The organism is Hymenobacter aranciens, from assembly GCF_030580865.1.
Taxonomy (GTDB): domain Bacteria; phylum Bacteroidota; class Bacteroidia; order Cytophagales; family Hymenobacteraceae; genus Hymenobacter; species Hymenobacter aranciens.
The window spans coordinates 52,071-72,113 of record NZ_JAUQSY010000021.1 but is presented as its reverse complement, the minus strand read 5'-3'; the positions used below and the strand labels follow the sequence as shown (position 1 = coordinate 72,113).

Genomic DNA, 20,043 nt, shown 5'->3' with positions numbered 1-20,043 from the left:
CCTCCCCGGCCTCAAAACCGCAGTGTCAGCTGCTGCCCGGCCGCCCGCTCGGCGGTGTTCAGATTCGACAAGCTCACGCCCAGCAGCCGCACGCCTTTGGGCAGTGGAAAAAGCCCTTCCAGCAGCTCGCGGCACACCCGCAGCAGCACCGCTTTGCTGTCGAACACGGCGGTGCTGCTGCGGCTGCGCGTGATTTGCTGAAAATCACCGTACTTCACTTTCAGCGTGAGCGTTCGGCCGCGGCCGCCGCTGCGCTCGCACCAGGCCCACACGTCTTCGAGGGCGGGCTCGACGCCGGCCAGCAGGTCGGCGAAGTCGCTGAGGTCCTGGGCGAAGGTGGTTTCGGAGCCGACGGATTTGCGCAGGCGGTCGGGCTGCACGGGGCGGTGGTCTTCGGCGCGGGCGATGGCGTGGTAGTAGCGCCCGGCCTTGCCAAAATGCTGCACCAGGAAGGCTTCAGGTTGCTCCCGCAAATCGGCCCCGGTGAAGATGCCCAGTTGGTTGAGCCGCGTCGCCGTGACCGGGCCGATGCCGTGAAACTGCCCCACCTGCAGGCCCTCAACGAAAGCCAAGCCCTTACCGGGCGGCACCACGTACTGCCCGTTGGGCTTGCGAAAATCCGACGCCAGCTTAGCCAGGAATTTATTGTAGGAAATGCCGGCCGAGGCCGTGAGCTGGGTTTGCTCCCAGATTTTGGCCCTGATTTCCCTGGCAATCTGGGTGGCGGTATCGATGCCTTTGAGGTTTTCGGTCACATCGAGATACGCCTCATCCAGCGACAGCGGCTCGATGAGCGGCGTGTACTCGGCGAAAATCTGCCGAATCTGGGCCGAAACCTGCTTATACACCTCGAAGCGCGGCGACACGAACAGCAGCTCAGGACACAGCCGCCGGGCCGTGGCCCCGGGCATGGCCGAACGCACGCCGAATTGCCGGGCCTCGTAGCTGGCGGCCGCCACCACGCCGCGCTCGCGGGCCCCGCCCACCGCCACGGGTCGACCGCGCAAGTCGGAGTTGTCGCGCTGCTCCACGGAGGCGTAGAACGCGTCCATATCGATGTGAATGATTTTGCGGGTGGGGGCAGACAATGGGCAGGCGGGTAGCTTCACGAAGATACCACTACCGCTGCAATGCACGTTTTTGCACTTTTCCGGTAAAGAGCCTTAAAAAACATCTCCCGGCTCGATTAGGGCATTTTGGCCATTGCATAGGTAATACAGCGGCTAAAAACACTCCGTACGGGTGCGAAAACATTCGGTCATGCCACAAAAACATCCGGTACGCGGCCGAAAACATCCGGTCACTGCTGAAAAACATCCGGTACATGCCCGAAAACATCGGGTACGTGCCTGAAAACATCCGGTACGCCCCCAAAAACATTTGGTAAATAGGAAAAAACCTGGAGTACACGCCTAAAAACATTCGGTAAGCAGGCAAAAACACCCGGTACGCTATTGTCGCGCTCCTAGCGCTTCCGCTGCTTGCGCCGCTCGGCCAGCCGCTTCAGCACCACGCGCTCGGCCCGGCGCTCGATGCGGCCCAGCAGGCGTTGCGGCAGGCTGGCCATCAGCCGATGCCGCGCAAACCACGCCAGCCGCGACAGCGGCACCAGCGGGCTGGTGCGCAGAAACTTGCCGATTTCGGCCCCGCGCATGGTGCTCACGCCCGTCAGGCCCTGCGCCAGCAGAAACTGCTTCACGTCTTCGAGCAGCAGCAGCCGGGCCAGCGGCGCCGGCTGCACCCCGCCGTTATACGCCGCCGGGCGGTGCGGGCGGATTTCGGTGGCGCTGGCTACCATCACGCCCACCCACTCGGGCAGCAGCAGCAGCAGCTTGGGCAGGTGCTTTTCGGTCACGATGAAAGTCACAAAATCATACACTTCGGCGTAGCAGCGCAGCTGATTTTGCACGCGCTGCAGGGTGTCGCCGTCGCCCTTCACCTCGTAGCCGTGCATGAAGTGCTCGGTGATGTGCACCACGTCGGCGCGGGTGCTGCCGGTGGGTAGCTCGTCCACCACCACGCCTTCCAGGAGCAGCGGGTAGAGCAGGGCGCGGATGTCCGGGTCGTTCATAGCAACCTGCAATTTACGGCCCGCGCCCTATTACCCGGCCCCAACGCCGGGCCGCCAAAACCGTTAAAGTCCCCAGCGTGAGCGGAACGACCATTCTCCGCCGCTGCTCTCACCATGCTCAAGCTTCTCTCCTTCCTGTCGCCCTTGTTGGCCGCCGCCACCGGCTGCGGCGACTGCACGCCCGTGAATCTGACGCCCGACGAGCGCGCCTGGATAAGCATGTACCGCCCCGGCCAGCAGCTCACGTTCCGCAGCAACCGCGGCAGTACCAACCGCATGACGGTGGAGCCGCTCAAGGAATTTCACGACAACCAGAACTGCAACGTGCTGGAGTCGGGACGGTTCCAGCCTATTCGCTCGACGCTGGCCCTCACCTCGGCCACCAACTACGGCGGCGAGCAGTCGCCCAGCTTCTCGCTTTACCTCTACAAAACCACCCCCGACCGCCCCGCCCAGTTCAACTGGAACTTCGCGGGCCTGATTCTGAAGGGCTCCGACCTCAAAACCGGCAAGCCCTACAACGCCATTACGCAGCCCCTTACCTTAGCCAACGGCCGCAGCTTCCCCAACGCCCAGCTCCTGCGCGACGGACAGAATGCCATGTATATGCGCGGTAGCCAGATTCGGGCGGCTTACTGGGACCAGAAAGCCGGGCTGCTCCGCTACGAGCTAGCCAATGGAGAAGTATTTGATTTGCAGTAACGGGCAACCTCACCCCCGGCCCTGAAGAATGCTTGAAGCGCATTCCCAAAAGAGAGGGGAGCCTGACGATTCTACTTCGCGCATAACCGGCTCCCCCCTCTTTTTTGGAGAGGGGGCCGGGGGGTGAGGTTGACGCCAGAACAAAAAAATCCCCGGCCATTGGCCGGGGATTTTTGCATTCACATTGCCTGCTCGTGGTTTACCGGCAAGTCCGGAGCTCCGGAATCTGCCGCCGGCTGGTTCGCCAGCACGATGGGCCGACGCTGCTGCTGCTGTTTCTGCTGCTGCTCGCGGCGCTGCTCTTGCGAGTCGTACTTGTCGTAGGCCAGCACGATTTCCTTCACCAGGCGGTGGCGCACCACGTCCTCGGCCGTCATTTCGACGAAGCCGATGCCAGGCACATCCTTCAGAATATCCAGCGCCTGCATCAGGCCCGATTTCTGCCGCGTGGGCAGGTCAATCTGGCTGCGGTCGCCGTTCACCATCACCTTGGCCGAGGGGCCCATGCGGGTCAGGAACATTTTAATCTGGCTGGGCGTGGTGTTCTGAGCCTCATCGAGTAGCACGAAGGCATTGTTGAGCGTGCGGCCGCGCATGTAAGCCAGCGGGGCAATTTCGATGATGTTATTTTCCTGGTAGAATTTCAGCTTTTCGGCCGGAATCATGTCCTCCAGGGCGTCGTAAATCGGGCGCAGGTAGGGGTCCACCTTCTCCTTCATGTCGCCGGGCAGGAAGCCCAGGCTTTCGCCGGCCTCCACCACGGGGCGCGAAATGATGATTTTCTTAACCTCTTTATTCTTAAGCGCCCGCACGGCCAGCGCCACCGAAATATAGGTTTTGCCCGTGCCGGCCGGCCCCAGCGTGAAGGTGAGGTCGTGCTTCATCACGGCGTCCACCAGCTTCTGCTGGTTCTGGGTTTTGGCCTTGATGACGCCGCCTTTGGCGCCGAAGAGGATAACGTCGGGCGCGGCGGCCATCATGCGGCCCTCGGCCTCCTCGCTGGTGGCCGAGAGGTGCTGGCGCACGTCGCGCTCCGTAACGTTACCGTAGGCGTGGTAATGCTCGATAAGCGAGCTGAGAATGTCGTTGATGCGGGAAATGACTTCCGTCTGACCCTGGATTTTGATTTCATTGCCCCGGCTGATGATTTTCGAGCCCGGGAAGGCAGCCGCCAGCTGGCGGATATTCTGGTTATCGGCCCCCAGGAAGTCAACCAGGGACACGTTTTCGAGGGTGATGACTTTTTCGACCAAAGTGGGAATTGAGAAGGGTGATGAAGTGAAGAGGCAACTGGCCGACCGGTGAGGCCCGCCCAAAGCCGGCACGAAGGAACGGCCGCCGGGGTTTTGAAACAAGCAACGAGCCCGGATTTAACGATTTGGCATTTTGGCCGCCTCTTTTTGCCCGGTTTCGTGCCCCGCTTCCAGTTAAACCGCCTACTTTTGCCGCCGGTTCAGGCCGGTGAACAATACTACGAAAAACTCCCCAACGCGGGCATGGGCGTCCTCACACTACTCACGGATTTTGGCTACCGCGACCACTACGTGGCCGCCCTCAAAGCGCGGCTGCTGCAGCTGGCGCCCGCCGCTACCGTGGTGGATATCAGCCACGCCGTCGAGCCCTTCGACATTGCCCACGCCGTGTACGTGCTCAATTCGGTGTTCCGCGATTTTCCGCTGGGCACCGTGCACGTGGTGGGCGTCAATGACCACGGCAGCGGCGCCACGCCCACCTGGCATGCCGCCCGCTACCAGGAGCATTACTTCGTGACGGCCGACAACGGCCTGCTAACCCTGCTCTGCGACGGCCAGCCCGAAGAGCTGGTGGCCCTGCCCGCCGCCGACACCCCCTCGCCCACCCGCGATGTGCTGCTGCCCGCCGCCGTGGCCCTCAGCCAGGGCGCCGCCTTGGCCGACCTCGGCCCGATGGTGACCGAGCTGCACCGCCTCAACAACCGGCAGGTGCGCCTGCAGGACGACCGCATCACCGGCCACGTGGCCCACGTCGACCACTACGGCAACCTCATCACCAACATCTCGCGCGAGGCCGTGGAGGTGATGGGCCGGGGCCGCCCGCTCACGGTGCATTTCGGCCGCGAAATCGTGCGCGAGCTGCAGCCGCACTTCTCGGCTGCCGCGCCGGGCGAAGCCGTTACGGTCTTTAATAGCCAAGGGTGTTTGTGCCTGGGTATCTGCCAGGGCAATGCCGCCGAGCTACTGGGTTTGCATTTCGACTCGCAGGTCGATGTGCGCTTTCCAGCCGAATAAACGGCGGCAAACCAGATTGGTGGCGTGAATTTTGCGGTAGCGGTAGTGCTTTATTTTCAAGCCTCCGGCAACCTTTCAGTTGCATTTACCGACTACTCCCCAGCCCGGACAGCGCCCGCGCCAACAGCCTCTGGTGCTACTTTGCCGGGAAATCCATTAATTTTAGCACTTCGTGCCCGCTTTTCGCGGGTAAAGGCGAAGGCTATTCCTCTTGTTTCAACCCAATTTTTCATTTTTTCACCCTTTTCAAACTTTTACTCATTTTAGCTATGAGCATCTCTCCATTGCACGACCGGACTATCGGCTCGGCTGTGACGGCTCGCCGCTGGTTGTTGGGCCTCGGCCTGGGCCTGCTGAGCACCACCGCGCTACAAGCCCAGTCGCTTAACTACACGGCAGCCGGCGCCGCCAACGTGGCCGGCACTTACGCCGACCTCGGCACTACCGGCACGGTTATCACCACCAGCGGCACCGACGACGCGCTGTCGGCCGCGCAAACGCTGCCGTTCAGCTTCAGCTACAACGGGGCCTCCTTCACTGATTTCTCGCTCAGCACCAACGGCTTCATTAAGCTGGGCACGACGCCGCTGTCGGCTGCTACACTGATAAACGCCATCGGCAGCGCTAACGTGGCCGACGTGAATATTCTGGCTCCGCTGTCGAACGTAGACCTGCAGACTTCGACTGCCGGCACCGCCGAGTACCGCTACGCCACTACCGGCACTGCTCCCAACCGCGTAACCACCATTCAATGGAAAAACGTGGCTGACAAAGCAACGGGCACCATTCCGGCCCAGTTCACGTCGATGCAGTTTCAGGTGAAGCTGTATGAAACCTCGAACCGCGTAGAGTTTGTGTACGGCACTTGGGTGGCCAACGCGGCTACTCCGACGGGGCAGGGCTTCGTGGTAGGCCTGAAAGGCAGCAGCAACGCTATTGCCGACCGTCTGTTTGCCGCTAAGCCGTCGAGCGCCACGGCCTGGTCGACGACGACCTTTTCGCCCGGTACCACGGCTACGCTGCTGGCTCACTTCGTGCGCAACACCTTCCTGCCGGACGCCGGCCGCACCTACCGCTTCAACCCGGCCTCGGCCAACGACGCGGGCGTGACGGTGATTTACACTCTGGGCAAGGTAGCAAGCGCCTTCAACTCACCGGTAACGGTGCAGGCGCGGGTTAGCAACACCGGCTCGAACGCGCAGACCAACCTGCCCGTGACCCTGACCGTGAGCGGTGCCACCACCTACACCAACACCCAAACGGTGGCCACCTTGGCCGCCGGCACTTCGACCACCGTTACCTTCCCCGCCTATGCCGTGACCGGCACTACCGGCACCAACACCGTGACGGTGAGCGTACCGGCCGACGACGCCACCGGCAACGACTCGAAAACCTACAGCCAGCTGATTACGGCCAACGACCAGTCGTACATCGACAGCTCGCAGCCGCTCAACCCGACGGGGGTGGGCGTAGGCGCGGCCAACGGCATTCTGCTGGTGCGCCAGCACACCAACACGGCAGCCACCGTTACCAGCATCACCCCCACGTTCGTAACGGCTACGGGGGCCAGCACCACCTACCAGGTGGTAATTTATGATGCCACCGGCACCGGCGGCACCCCCGGCGCGGCCCTCTACACCTCGCCCACCCAAACGCGCCCGGCTTCGGGCCCGGCTGTGGTAGCCATCCCGAACATTGCCGTGAACGGCGACTTCTTCATCGGCACCAAAGAGCTCGACGCCAACAACATCGTCATTGGCTACCAGCTGGAAGTACCGCTGAAGCCGGCTACGTATTTCTTCAGCGACCCTACTACGCCGTGGACTGACGTAAGCCTCACGACGCTGCAAACGCGTCTGGCCCTGGAGGTTGGCCTGAGCCCCGCCGCCACTGGCGCCTGCGACGCCGTCACGGCGCTGACCGTGGGCAGCATCACCGATAACACTGCCAGCGTGAGCTTCACGCCCGGCACCGGTGCCAGCGGCTACACCGTCACCTACACCCCCGCTGGCGGTACTGCCACCACCGTCAACGCCACCGGCTCGCCGGTAGCCCTCACCGGCCTCACGGCTGGCGTGGTATACAGTGTAACGGTAACCGCCAACTGCACTGCCGGCGGCACTTCGGCCCCGGCTACCACCTCCTTCACCACCACGGGTGGCGTAGGCTGCCCGCCGGTAACGGCGGCCTCGGTAGGCACCATCACCGGCTTCTCGGGCGTGCTCACGTTTACGCCAGCCGCTGGCGCCGTTGACTACGACGTTGAAATCACGGGTGGGGCTACGCCCATCACGGGTACGGTAACGGGCAGCCCGGTGAACATCACCGGCTTGGCTCCTGGCACCAACTACACCTTGACCATCACCACCAACTGCGCCTCGGGCGTTTCGTCAGTCGTGACGGTAACCTTCACGACGAGCACCGTGCCGGCTCCGGCTAACGATAACTGCGCTGCTGCCGCTACGCTCACCCCGGGCGCTGCTGGCGCGGCCTGCTCGCCCACGGCGGGTACGGTATCGGGCGCTAGCCAGAGCATCGGACCCATTGCCTGCGCTGGCTTCACGGCTGATTTCGCTCAGGACGTATGGTACCAGTTCACGGCTACCTTCACCGAGCACACCATCACCACTGATGGTGGCTTCGACGGCGTGCTGGAAGTGATGACCGGTAACTGCACGACGCCGGTGAACTTTGCCTGCGGCGATGCCTCGATTCAGAACGGCGAAGTGCTGGCCCTGACCGGCTTGACCGTGGGCACTACGTACCTGGTGCGCTACTACCCATTTTTCGAAAACCAGGACGCAACCGATGGTGCTTTCACCATCTGCGTGACGACGCCGGCTAACGCCACTGTCTGCAGCCCCGTAACGGCGCTGTCGGTGGGCAGCATCACGGCTAACTCGGCCAGCGTGAGCTTCACGCCCGGTGCCGGCAATACTAGCTACACCGTTACCTACACCCCCGCTGGCGGCACGGCCCAAACCGTAACGCCCGCTCCCAGTGCTTCGCCGGTAGCCCTGACGGGCCTGAACCAGAGCACTACCTACACGGTATCGGTAACGCCGGTGTGCTCGGCAGGCGGTTCGGCTCCGGCCGTTACCACCACCTTCGTAACCCCGCTGGGCACGGGCACCCGCGCCGCCCTAGCCGGTGGCTTCGTGAGCGTATTCCCGAACCCGGCGCACCAGTCGTTCACCGTGGCCATTCCGGCCGTGAGCGGTGCCCGCACGGCCCAGGTAGCCATCATCAACACGCTGGGCCAGGTGGTTCGCACGCAAGCTGTGAGCCTGAGCGCTACTGCCACCCAGACTAACATCGATGCCACCAACCTGGCCGCCGGTATCTACACCGTACGCGTGAAGGCTGGCAACGAAACGGCCAACGTGCGTCTGACCATCCAGTAAGGCGTAGCGTAGCTTCGGCTGCAAAACAGAAAGTCCCCGCCAGTTCTGGCGGGGACTTTTTTTGTTTTGGAAGATGCGAAACAGAACGTCATGCTGAAAGCAGTGAAGCATCTCACCTAAGATGTGTGGGCAGTTACCATTTTGTAATGCGAAACTCTGTTTCCGCGACGAGCGCAACGAGTTTTATCGTTAGCAAACGCCCGGAACTCGCTGCACTCGTCGCGGAAACAGAGTTTCGCGTTACTTATCGCACCACTGTCCACAGACTCTAGAGTAGTAATTTATGGTAATCGTGTTTACTGCTGCCCGCCCGATGCTTCGCTGCGCTCAGCATGACGCTCTTACTTCAGCGCTCCCTTCAGGTCGCTCACGGCCACACCCTGCGCGTCCTTGGCCTGGGGCACCACGGCGGCCATGCCGAAGAATTCGTGCGCCACACCCTCATAAAGCTTGTAGCTGGTTTTCACGCCGGCGGCCTGCAGCTTATCGGCGAGGGTTTTGCCTTCGCTCAGCAGCGGGTCGAGGTCGGCGGCGATGATGGTGGTAGGCGGCAGGCCTTTCAGGTTGGCGCTCAGCAAGCTGATGCGCGGGTCTTTCCCATCGGCCGGGGTGCGCAGGTAGTGCTTGAAGAACCACTCCATGCCACCCTTATTGAGGGGTAGAGTTTCGGTGTTTTTCTGATACGAGGGCGTATTCATATCGTAGCCAGCCACGGGATACACCAGCACCTGGTATTTGGGCAGGGCCAGCTTCTTGTCGCGGGCCATGATGCTGACGTTGCAAGCCATATTGCCGCCGGCGCTTTCGCCTACCACGGCTACTTTGGCAGGGTCGCCCTTCATGCTGGCGGCATTTTTGAGCACGTATTGATAGGCCGCAAAAGCGTCGTTGTGCGCAGTGGGGAATTTATTTTCCGGCGCTTTACGGTATTCTACCGACACTACCACGGCCCCCACCTGCTCACACAGAGCCTGGGCCGAAGCGGCATACGTGTCGTTGGTGGCAATAACCCAGCCGCCGCCGTGGTAATACACGATAACCGGGTAGGGCGCCGTGCCGCTTTTAGGCGTGTATACGCGGGCTTTCACCCCGGGCATCAGGCTGGTAGTCATGGTATCGCAGTTCAGTGGCGGCGGCGGGATGCTGTGGTCGCGCATCACTTTCATCACGGCTTCGGTGGCGCCGGGCTGCTGGCGGGCCTGGGCGGGCGTGAGCTGCGGGAAAGGCTTAGGCTTGAAGCTTTGCAGGGCTTCGATAACCGTGAGCATCTCGGGCTTGATGTTGGGAGCCCAGGCCGGGGCGGGGCCGGTGGGCTTCACCTCGCCGGGCGCGCTGGGGCCAGCGGCCGTGACGGCGGCGCTGTCGGAGGCGGCATTGGTTTCAGCGGGCACGACGGTGGCGGTTTTGTCGGCCTCGGTGGCGGTGGGCTGACTGTTGCAGGCGCCCAGCAGCAGGCCGCCAGCCAGGGTGGGCGCGGCCAGCCAGGCCATTGCAAACGGACGAACAGGAAGAATTTTCATAAGGTGTGAAGATGGAAAAATGAATGAATGACACCGACCTTTACGTCTTAGGTTTATTCTGTGTTAAGGCTGAGCTTGCAACCAGCATTATTTCTACCTTCTTCTTCTCAACTGCTTACCTTATGCTACTGCGAGTCGTCCGCATGACCTTCGACCCCACCCAGGTGCCCGCGTTTCTGGCGCTGTTCCGGGCTTCGGAACACCGCATCCGGCAGCAGCCCGGCTGCCGGCACCTGGAGCTGTGGCAGGATGCCGACCAGCCCCACATCTACTGCACTTTCAGCCACTGGGCCTCGGCCGCCGACCTGGATAACTACCGCCGCTCGGCGCTGTTTGGGGAGGTGTGGCCGGCCACGAAAAAGCTGTTTGCCGCGCCGCCGGTGGCGTTTTCGTCGACCTTGGTTTAGGTGTTCGGGGTAATTTTTACCCGATATCCAACGGCAAGCTAGAGCTTACCACACCACCGCCACCCCGCCCGGCACGGTCTGCACCCGGCTGAGCAGCGGATACAGTCCCTTATTCCCATGTCGGTGGTGGGCCCGATACAGCAGGCCATCAAACAGGAGCAGGAAGCCGCCCTGCACCAGCAGCGCCTCGCCGAAGCCTTTGTTTTGCTGATAATCGGCCGGGGTGCGGCGGGTGTTGGCGTGTTCCAGTAGCCAGAAGCCGCCGGCCAGATAGGCCACGTCGAGGCCGGCGTTGAGGAGGTAGATGTTTTCGGTGGCCAGCTGGGCGCGCACGGTGCCGGCGCGGTCGGTGGGCGCGGAGCGGCCCTTGCCCAGCCTGATGGCAGCCACGATGCCCAGGTTGACGGCGCCCCAGCCGAGGGTCATCTGGCCGAAGGCTTTGGTTTGGCCCTCGCCGGCCAGGGTGAGGGCGGTGCCGGCGGCCACGTTGGCCAGCGCCCAGGTGCCCAGCACGTTGGTGGCGCGGTAGTCGAGAGCGCGCCGCTCGGTATCGAAGGCCGGAGCGAGGGGCGCTTGGGCTGACCCCACAGCGGGCAGCAGCAGGCTAAGAAGCAGGGAGCTAAGCAGTAAAAGCTGAAACCGAGGAGGAGGACTACCCGAGTGGACTGGCCGGCAGCGTGCGGCTGACATTTCAGGCCGCATTGCCAGCGCCGGCAGCGCGTGGCGAGACGGGTAAATACGTAGCTTTGTTGGTCGCATATATCTTTTGCTCATTTGGCTATGGTAAAAATAGTTACTCTCGCTACTCAGGTGATGCTGGCAGTGCTGGCAAATACGGTGGCCCGGGCCCAGGCGCCGGTGCTGCTCACGCGCCAGCCGGCCCGCAATGCCGTTGCCGCCCCGCGCAGCGGGCCGGTGAGTTTAACGTTTTCGCAGCCCATCACGGCCGCCTCGGCGGCCAATTTGCGGGTTGATGGCAACCAGCTCCGTGGCAAGCGGCCCGGCACCATCGGCGGGGGGGGCACCGCCACGCTCAGCTTTACCCCCAGCCAGAGCTTTGCGCCGGGCGAGCGGGTGAGTGTGACCGTGCCCGGCACGCTGGCCAATGCGGCTGGCACCGGGACCAGCAAACAAGTGTACCAGTTTACGGCCGCTACCGGCGGTGCAGGCCGGGGGTTCTTCCTCGATACCACCGAAGTAGCCTGGACCAACTCGCGCGACCAGCTGCTGGGCGACATCGACAATGACGGTGACCTCGACCTACTCACCAGCATCGGCCTCTACGGCATGTTCTCGTTTCTGAACGACGGGACCGGCCACTTCACCGCTTACCGCAACAACCTGGTGGGCAACACCCCCAGCGGCGCTGCCCTGGCTGACCTCAACGGCGACGGCCTGCTCGACCTGCTGGGCGGCGATGCCAGCAACCCCACCGTGTCCATCGGCCTGAACGATGGCACCGGCAGCTTCGGCGTGAGCGGGCTACCCCCGCAGTTGCTCCTCGTGGGTGGCCCCCCGGTGAGCGTGACCGCCGGCGACGTGGACGGGGATGGCGACATTGACCTCGTGAGCGCCAGTGCCACCGGCAACTCCGTGACCATTGGCCTGAATAATGGCTCGGGCTACTTCAGCAATGCCGTGACACTGGCAGCGGGCACCCAGCCCTCGGCCGTGCAGCTGGGCGACCTCGACCACGACGACGACCTGGATATGCTGATTAGCAGCCAGGGTAGCGGCTCCGTGCTTAGCAAGATAAACAACGGCGCGGGGGCCTTCAGCGCCGGGGCTACTATCGGGGTGGGCACCAGCCCCACCGACCTGCAGCTGGCCGACCTCGACCAGGATGGTGACCTCGACCTGGTGACGACCAACGCCGGCAGCAGCGCCAGCGCCATCAACGGCTCGGTGAGCCTGCGCCTCAACAACGGCGCCGGCACTTTCGCCACTACCGCCACGCTGGCCCTGCCGCCCGGCAGCTCGCCTACCGGCCTGAGCACCGGCGACGTAGATGCCGATGGCGACCTCGACCTGGTGGTGGCGCAGGGCGTCGGCGGCCAGCTTATCACCTTCCTCAACAATGGCAGTGGCAGTTTCACGGCCCAGTATGCCCCGGTGCAGCTGCAGGCTACGTTTATGGGGGCGGCTACCACGCTGGGCGTGACGCTGGGCGACGTGGACAGCGACGGCGACCTCGACGTGCTAACGGCCGAGGGCAATACCAAGCGCGTGGTGCTGGGCCGCGATGGCCTGGCCCCGCCCGTGCCGATGCCCGTCATTACCAGCTTTTCGCCGGGGGCCGGGCCAGTGGGCAGCACGGTCAGCATTTCGGGGACGGCCCTGGCCAGTACCGCGGCCGTGCGCTTCAACGGCACGACAGCCATTTTCATCGTCGGGGCCGGGCAGCAGCTCACCGCCACTGTGCCGGCCGGGGCCAGCACCGGGCTTATTGAGGTGACCACGGCCGGCGGCACGGCGCAAAGTGCGCAGCCCTTCGTGGTAACTGCCGGGGCCGTGCCGCCAGTAACCATTGTGAGCACCAGCCCAGCCAGCAATGCAGTGAGCGTGGCCCCCGGGGCGGCCGTCGGCGCTACGTTTAGTGCGCCCGTTTCGGCGTTGTCGGCGGGGGCGCTGCGGGTATTCGGCGCTCAGCGGGGGGCGCAGACCGGGGCGGTGAACGGCGGCGGCACGGCCGCGCTCAGCCTCCCCCCCAGCCCGGCCTTCGGGCCCGGCGAACGCGTGAGCATGAGCCTGCCCGCCACGCTCACGGGCACGGCGGGCGGCGTGGTGCAGCCGCGGGTGGTGGAGTTTCGGGCGGCCACGGGCGGCACCGGCGAGGGGCTGTTCGATGCCACGGGCATGACGACGACGGCGCTGACGCAGCTGGCCGTTCATTGGCAGGCGGCCGACTTCGACAGCGACGGCGACCTGGATTTGCTGGGCCAGCAGAGCGGAGCTACACCGGTAGTATTGTTGTTTAACGACGGCAGTGGCACATTTACGGTAAGCCCGGCGGCGCTGCCGGCCGTGCCGGGCACCCTGCTCGGCGTGAGCCTGGCCGACGTGGATGCCGACGGCGACACCGACCTGCTGGTAGCCCTGAGCCTGACCGGGCAAAACCTGGCCCGCCTCGACACCTGGCTCAACAACGGCAGTGGCCGCTTTGTGGCGGGCCCGCAGCTGAGTGGGCTGGGCGAATACCGCCTGCCGCAGGTGGGCGACCTCGACCGCGACGGCGACCTCGACCTGCTGTACATGCAGGGACTTACGGTGCGGGTGGCCCTCAACAACGGAACCGGCGCATTCGCGTTGGCCGGGACGGCCGTCACGGTGGGCAACACCTCCTACGCCCGGCTGGCCGACCTCGACAACGACGGCGACCTCGACCTGCTGACGCTGACTGACAGCCAGCTGCTCACGGCCCTCAACAATGGCTGGGGTATCCTGGCGGCGCCCACGGGCCAGCTGCTTGGCAATGGCCTGACGGCGAACGGCCTGCAGGTGGGAGATATGAATGGCGACGGCCTGCCTGATGCGGTGGCGCTGGTGAGTTACAGCTTAAGTCAGCAGGGAGGAATGGTGGCCATCTGGCCGGGTCTGCCCACCGGCCAGATGGGGCTGCGTAGCATTCTCTACGGCATTGGGGCGGGGCAGCAGGCCCTGCGCCTGCAGGACCTCAACGCCGATGGCCGGCTCGACGTGCTGACCTTGAGCGGCGTAAGCTCTTTTTCGACCCTGACGCCCAAGCTGGACGTGCTGCTGGGTGACGGCCAGGGCCGCCTGCAGCTTCCCACCACCACTACTATCGGGCTGGCCGGACAGCTCGTCAGCCTCCCGGAGCTGGGCGACTTCGATGGCGACGGCGACCTCGACGTGGTGTTTACCAATGATGCGCAGGCAACGCTGGTGCTGCGGCGCAACCAGGGCACGGGCGCGCCGGGCATCACGGCGCTGACTCCGGCCCAGGGGCCGGTGGGCACCCGCGTGGTGCTGAGCGGCACCAACCTGCGGAGTGCCCGCCGCATCACGTTTGGGGGCGTGGCAGCCGCCGGCGTGACGGTGCTGTCGGCCACGCAGTGCACGGCAGTGGTGCCGGCCGGGGCCGTCACCGGCCCCGTGGTGGTGACCACGCCCGGCGGCACGGCCACCAGCCCCGACCCCTTCACCCTGACCACCCCGGTGCAGCCCAACGGCTACACCCCGGCCCGCAACGCCGTGAGCGTACCCCCAAACAGCAGCATCGGCCTCACGTTTGCCCAAAGCCTGCCCGCCAGCGCCGCCGGCGACCTGGTAGTGCATGGCAGCCAGCGCCAGGGCCGGCGCCCGGGCAGCGGCAGCGGCGCGGGCACGGCCCGGCGCGATTTCGACCCGGCGGTGGACTTTGCGGCCGGCGAGCGGGTGCAGGTGACGATGCCCGGCGGCCCTGGGACTAATGCTGCCGACCAGGTATATACCTTCACGGCTGCCACGAGTGGCACCGGCCGGGGCACACTGCTGTGGAGCAGCTATTCCAGCGGGGCCGTCACCGAGATGCTGCAGGATGTGACGGGCGACTTCAACGAAGATGGCGCCCCCGATTTGGTGTCGCACGACGTGCTGAACCGGCAGACGCGGGTGCTGCTCAACAACGGCCAGGGGCGCTTCGGCGGCAATGCTAATGTGCTGTCGAACGATTACCCGCGCGCCATGCAGGCCGTTGATTTCGACGGCGACGCACACCTCGACCTGGTGATGAGCATCTTTCATTCGTTTGACAGCAACAACCGCGAAGTTGACCAGCTGGCGTGGCGGGCGGGCACCGGCAACGGCAATTTTGGCCCCGTGCAACCGCTGTTCGTGTCCACGGGCATCGTGAATACCCTGGCCGTGGGCGACCTCGACGGCGACGGGACGATGGACCTGACGGCCATTACCCCCACGGCCGACAGCGTGCTGGTGCTGCTCAATACCGGGGCTGGGGGGGTGCGGCGCCGTCCCGGCGCTACGGCCGCGCCGGGAGCCATCGCCCTGCGGCTGGGCGACCTCGACAGCGATGGCCGCCTGGACATTGCGACCGTCGGGACCATGCTGCTCCAGAACTGCTTTGGCACGGGCGGTGGCAATTTTGTGGCAGCCCCGCTGCTGCCCCTGCCAATGGCGCAGGGCGAACGGGGCTGCGCCCTGGAAATGGGCGATGTGAACGGCGACGGCCACCTCGACCTGATAAGCTGCGGCTCGGCCAGCAGCTCCCAGACTTCGATGCAGGTATTTCAGGGCGACGGCGCGGGCAATTTCACGGCCACGCAGGCGCTGGCCGGCACCAGCGGAGCACTCCGGCTATACCTGGCCGACATGGATGCCGACGGCGACCTCGACCTGCTGACGACCCGCCACAGCCGCCCGGTGAGCGTGCAGGTGCTGCGCAACAATGGCAGCGGCACCTTCAGCACTCCACCTCTTACGCTGAATGCCAATGTCAGCGTGGCGATGATGAATGTAGCTGACTTGGACCTCGATGGCGACCTGGACGTGGTCATGGCGGGCGACAGCCTGAACAAGAAAGGCTTGTTTGTTTATTTCAACCACCCGCTGCCGCCGGCCATCACCAGCTTTACCCCCACCAACGGCCCGGCGGGCACGGTCATCACCCTCACCGGCAGCGGACTGGGGGCGACTACCAGCGTTACCATTGGCGGTGTGCCGGTGGCATTTACGGTGGTGTCGGGCACGCAGCTTACCATTACCACGGCCGCCGGCACGGCCACCGGCCTCATTGTGCTCACCTCGCCCTCGGGCTCGGGCAGCAGCAGTACGCCGTTCGTTGTGCCCGCGCCCAGCATTGCCAGCTTCACACCCGGCAGCGGCGCGGTGCAGCGCTTGGTAACGCTCACGGGCACGTACTTCGGGGGCACCACGGCCGTCCGTTTCAACGGGCTGATGGCGCCGGGCTTCGTGGTGGTGTCGGGCACCGAGCTGACGGTGCCGGTGCCGGCCGGGGCCACTTCGGGCCGCCTGAGCCTCACCACGCCCAGCGGCACGGCCACCAGCAGCACCAATTTCACGGTGCTGCCCAACCCGACGCTGCTCAGCGTCAGCCCCGCCCGCAATGCGCTGGCCGTGCCGGTGGGCAGCAGCCTGCAGCTCACGTTCCCGCTGCCGATGGAGGCGGCCAGCGTGGGCGCGCTGCGTGTATTTGCGCAGCAGCGCGGGCGGCGCCTGGGCACGGGCAGCGCCACGGGCAACACGCTCAGCTTTACCCCCACCACGGCCTTCGCGCCGGGCGAGGAAGTGAGCGTGAGCGTGGCGCCCGGCCTGCGCAGCCTCGCCGGCGACCCCGTGCTGACGGGGCAGGTGTTTCAGTTTCGCACGGCCACGAGCGGGGCGGGCCGCGGCCAGTTTGCCCACACCCAGACCCTGAACCGGCCCGCGACGCAACAAGCCCTGCCCGGCGACTTCAACGGCGACGGATTCGCGGACCTGCTCACCCGCGAGCAGAATGCGGCGGCGGGCTCGCCCGCCCAGGCCCGCCTGACCCTGAACGACGGCGCGGGCCGCTTGAGCATCAGCACCAGCCTGCTGCTACCCTTGAGCAACACCACTTGCCGCCAACTAGCTACGGCCGACGTGGATAACGACGGCGACCTCGACGTGCTGGCGCTGCTCACCACCGGGGCCGGCACCTCCAACAGCGCCGTCAATGTATTGCTCAACGACGGCCTGGGCCGGTTTGGAGCACCAACGTCGGTGGCCCTGGGCCCCAATGCCGTGAAGCTGGCCGTGGGCGACATCAACGCCGATGGCAACCTCGATTTTGTGGTGAGCCAGCTCAGCCAGGTGCCGGGCCTGGTGCTGACGCGCCTCGGCGACGGCCGGGGGGGCTTCCGGGCGGGTGCCGATGCGAGCGTACTGGCCTATCCCGAAAGCCTGGCGCTGGGCGATATCGACAGCGACGGTGACCTCGACCTGGTGGTAGCCAGTAGCTCGTCAATGGTTCAATCTGCCAGCGTACGCCTCAACGACGGAACCGGGCAATTTGGCGGCACCCAGCAGGTTAGTTTCGGAGGCACTGGCTTGAGAGACGTAGCGCTGGCCGACCTGGACGGCGACGGCGACCTTGATTTGCTCGGCGTTACGTTCGGCCTGAAGCTGCCGGTGCTGGCGAATAACGGTGCCGGCCAGTTTGCCACGGTGCTCACTCCCCCGCTGAACAGCACCCTTACCGGAACCAAACCAGTGCTGGGCGACGTGGATGCCGACGGCGACCTCGACCTGCTGCTCACCGATGCCTACACGCTCACCGGCAGCGCCCTGGCCACGCTACTGCTCAACCGGGGGAGCGGCGTATTTACGCCGGTCCGGTTTGCGCTGGGTGCCAGCCATAACGATTTGACAATGGCGGACTTCGATAACGATGGCGACCTGGACATGCTGGCCGGGTTTGCCACCAGCGTACAGCTGTGGCGCAACGGTCCGGCCCAGGCCCCGGTGCAGCTCACGGCCCAAGTGCCCGCCCGCAATACCGTTGCGGCCGGTTTCGGCGCGGCGCTCGATTTAACGTTCTCACAGCCTATTGCGGCCGCCACCGCCGATGGCTGGACCGTGAGCAGCAACCTGCGCCAGGGCCGGCGTAGCGGCAGCTACACCGGCGGTGGCACGGCCGGGCTGCGCTTCGTGCCCGGCGTGCCATTTGCCCCCGGCGAGCAGGTGAGCGTGACGGTGCCCGCCACCCTGGCCGGGCCCGGCGCCGGCCCGGTACGCGCCGAAGTGTACCAGTTCACGGCCGCTACGGCCGGTAACGGCACGGGTAATTTCAGCCCGCCCACGAGCGTACCATCGGTGTTGCCGGGAACAGCCGCCCAGCAGGCTACCGCCGTGGCCGACGTGAACGGCGACGGCGCCCTCGATGTGCTCAGCCTGGCAGGCACCCCGGCGGCAACCGTCACCCTGGAAGTGCGCCTCAATACCAACGCCGGGCAAGCGGCCTTTTGGCCGGCCTATGCCGTGGCGGCCGGCAGTGCCACGGTGCTAACGGTGGGCGATGTGGACAACGACGGCGACCTCGACGTGGTGACGGGGGCCGGCAGCGGCCAGCTGCAGGTGCTGCTGAACAATGGCAGCGGCACGTTTGCGCCGGGCAGCAGCTTTGGCGGCCCTAATGCCCCCTACGCCCTGCGCCTGGCCGACATGAACGCCGACGGCAGCCTCGACCTGGTGGCCAGCGCCCACTCGTCGGTCGACATATACGCCGGCAATGGCCTGGGCGGCTTCCAGGCGCCGGGCTTCATGCTTTATCACGCGCAGGATAGTGCGTATGGCCTGGCAGTCGGCGACCTCGACCAGGATGGCTCACTTGACTTCGTATATACCAGTGCCGCCAGTAACTACGTAGGAGTGTGGTATAACTACCGCAACACCCCGGCAATGTCGCCTGACGAGTACCGGCTGGTGCTAGCGGGCTCGTCCTCGGCGCAGGACGTGCGCCTGGCCGACATGGATGCCGACGGCGACCTCGACTTGGTGGTGCTGAACCGCGACCGCACCACTCTGGCGAGCGAAGTGCTGATTTACCGCAACGACGGTGTGCAGCGCTTCGTGCTGGCCCGCAGCATTCCGGTTGATAATGGCGCCAACCAGCTGCAGGTGGCCGACCTCGACCACGACGGCGACCTGGATGTGGCCGCGTTCATTCCGGCCGCTGGCTCGGTGGCTATGCGGCTGCATCCCGGCAGCCTGGGCCCGCCATTCAGCCCGCCTCCCGGGGGAGTCTTTCTGGGCAACCCCGGCACCTCGTTCACCCTCGCCGACCTCGACCGCGACGGCGACCTTGACGTGGTAAGTGGCACTGGCACCAACCTGATGCTGCATCTCAATGGCGGCACCGGCCTGAGCACCCGGGGCCCGGCCGCGCCCCGCACCATCCTGCGGCTTTATCCAAACCCGGCCGGCAGCCACGGCACTGTGCAGCTCGAAGCCAGCATGGGGGCCGAGGCAGCCACGGCGCAGGTGTACAATACGCTGGGGCAGCTGCTGCGCACTCAGGCAGTGCCTGCGGCGGCGCGGGGCCGGGCCGTGTTGCCGCTCACGGGCCTGGCGCCGGGCACCTACGTGGTGCAGCTACGCACGGCGGCGGGCCGGCAGCTTAGCCAGCGGCTGGTGGTAGAGTAATTGGCAATGAGCTGAAGAAATCGGCGGAGGCGCGTTGTTGACGGGCATCCGCCGATTTTACGTAGTGGGTATCATGGTTTGTATTCAGAAACAATTCCGGCTGCCGGCCCTGCGCCGGGGCTTCCACCTCATCACCGAGCTGGTGCTGGCCGAGCTGCCCGAACTGCGGCAGCTGCGCGCGGGCACGCTGCACGTGTTCATTCAGCACACTTCGGCCAGCCTCAGCATCAATGAGAATGCCGACCCTACGGTGCGGCACGACTTCGAGCAGTTTTTCAACCGGCTGGTGCCCGAGAATGCGCCCTATTTCCGCCACACCCAGGAAGGGCCCGACGACATGCCGGCCCACCTCAAGGCGGCGCTGCTGGGGCACAGCGTGACCATTCCGGTGGCGGGCGGGCGGCTGGCGCTGGGCACCTGGCAGGGCATCTACCTGGGCGAGCACCGCGACCACGGCGGCGCCCGTCGCCTGGTGCTCACGCTGATGGGCGAATAAACAATTAATAATGAGAAATTTGCGTAACCGCGCCG

General features: G+C 65.1%; 11 protein-coding genes. 6 read left to right on the top strand and 5 right to left on the bottom strand.

Features of this window, described 5'->3' with window-relative positions; genetic code table 11:
- Positions 1-11: 11 nt before the first annotated feature.
- Positions 12-1,052 (bottom strand): DNA polymerase IV, encoded by a 1,041-nt coding sequence (gene dinB / locus Q5H93_RS22615; protein WP_369811085.1) that lies wholly within the window; start codon positions 1,050-1,052, stop codon positions 12-14.
- 413 nt (positions 1,053-1,465) lie between these two features.
- Positions 1,466-2,071 carry a sce7726 family protein gene (locus Q5H93_RS22610; protein ID WP_305008991.1) on the bottom strand — a complete coding sequence of 202 codons (606 nt, stop codon included), beginning with the start codon at positions 2,069-2,071 and terminating at the stop codon, positions 1,466-1,468.
- Between the two features lie 114 nt (positions 2,072-2,185).
- Between Q5H93_RS22610 and Q5H93_RS22605 the strand changes: the two genes are divergently transcribed.
- Positions 2,186-2,773 carry a hypothetical protein gene (locus Q5H93_RS22605; protein WP_305008990.1) on the top strand — a complete coding sequence of 196 codons (588 nt, stop codon included), beginning with the start codon at positions 2,186-2,188 and terminating at the stop codon, positions 2,771-2,773.
- A gap of 179 nt (positions 2,774-2,952) precedes the next feature.
- Here the strand turns inward: Q5H93_RS22605 and Q5H93_RS22600 are convergent, their stop codons facing one another.
- On the bottom strand, positions 2,953-4,026 hold the full coding sequence (locus Q5H93_RS22600) for a PhoH family protein (RefSeq protein WP_305008989.1): 1,074 nt from the start codon (positions 4,024-4,026) through the stop codon (positions 2,953-2,955).
- 189 nt (positions 4,027-4,215) lie between these two features.
- Here Q5H93_RS22600 and Q5H93_RS22595 point away from each other — a divergent pair, with 189 nt between their 5' ends.
- Both Q5H93_RS22595 and Q5H93_RS22590 read left to right on the top strand, forming a co-directional pair.
- Positions 4,216-5,040, top strand: coding sequence for an SAM hydrolase/SAM-dependent halogenase family protein (locus Q5H93_RS22595; protein ID WP_305008988.1), 825 nt, complete (start codon positions 4,216-4,218; stop codon positions 5,038-5,040).
- A gap of 269 nt (positions 5,041-5,309) precedes the next feature.
- Positions 5,310-8,444 carry a T9SS type A sorting domain-containing protein gene (locus Q5H93_RS22590; RefSeq protein WP_305008987.1) on the top strand — a complete coding sequence of 1,045 codons (3,135 nt, stop codon included), beginning with the start codon at positions 5,310-5,312 and terminating at the stop codon, positions 8,442-8,444.
- A gap of 341 nt (positions 8,445-8,785) precedes the next feature.
- Here Q5H93_RS22590 and Q5H93_RS22585 read toward each other — a convergent pair whose 3' ends face one another.
- Positions 8,786-9,964 carry an alpha/beta hydrolase fold domain-containing protein gene (locus tag Q5H93_RS22585; protein ID WP_305008985.1) on the bottom strand — a complete coding sequence of 393 codons (1,179 nt, stop codon included), beginning with the start codon at positions 9,962-9,964 and terminating at the stop codon, positions 8,786-8,788.
- Between the two features lie 122 nt (positions 9,965-10,086).
- Here Q5H93_RS22585 and Q5H93_RS22580 point away from each other — a divergent pair, with 122 nt between their 5' ends.
- Positions 10,087-10,371 (top strand): putative quinol monooxygenase, encoded by a 285-nt coding sequence (locus Q5H93_RS22580; protein WP_305008984.1) that lies wholly within the window; start codon positions 10,087-10,089, stop codon positions 10,369-10,371.
- 45 nt (positions 10,372-10,416) lie between these two features.
- On the opposite strand, the gene Q5H93_RS22575 is transcribed toward Q5H93_RS22580, so the two are convergent.
- Complete coding sequence (locus Q5H93_RS22575; RefSeq protein WP_305008983.1) at positions 10,417-10,959, bottom strand: DUF6992 family protein; 543 nt, start codon at positions 10,957-10,959, stop codon at positions 10,417-10,419.
- Positions 10,960-11,151: 192 nt separating this feature from the next.
- Here Q5H93_RS22575 and Q5H93_RS22570 point away from each other — a divergent pair, with 192 nt between their 5' ends.
- Together Q5H93_RS22570 and Q5H93_RS22565 are read left to right on the top strand one after the other, a co-directional pair.
- The gene (locus tag Q5H93_RS22570; RefSeq protein WP_305008982.1) at positions 11,152-19,512 is read left to right on the top strand and encodes an FG-GAP-like repeat-containing protein; all 8,361 of its coding nucleotides are present in this window, start codon (positions 11,152-11,154) and stop codon (positions 19,510-19,512) included.
- A 73-nt stretch (positions 19,513-19,585) separates the two neighbouring features.
- A complete protein-coding gene (locus Q5H93_RS22565) occupies positions 19,586-20,008 on the top strand; it encodes a secondary thiamine-phosphate synthase enzyme YjbQ (RefSeq protein WP_305008981.1) in 423 nt (140 codons plus the stop codon).
- Positions 20,009-20,043 lie beyond the last annotated feature (35 nt).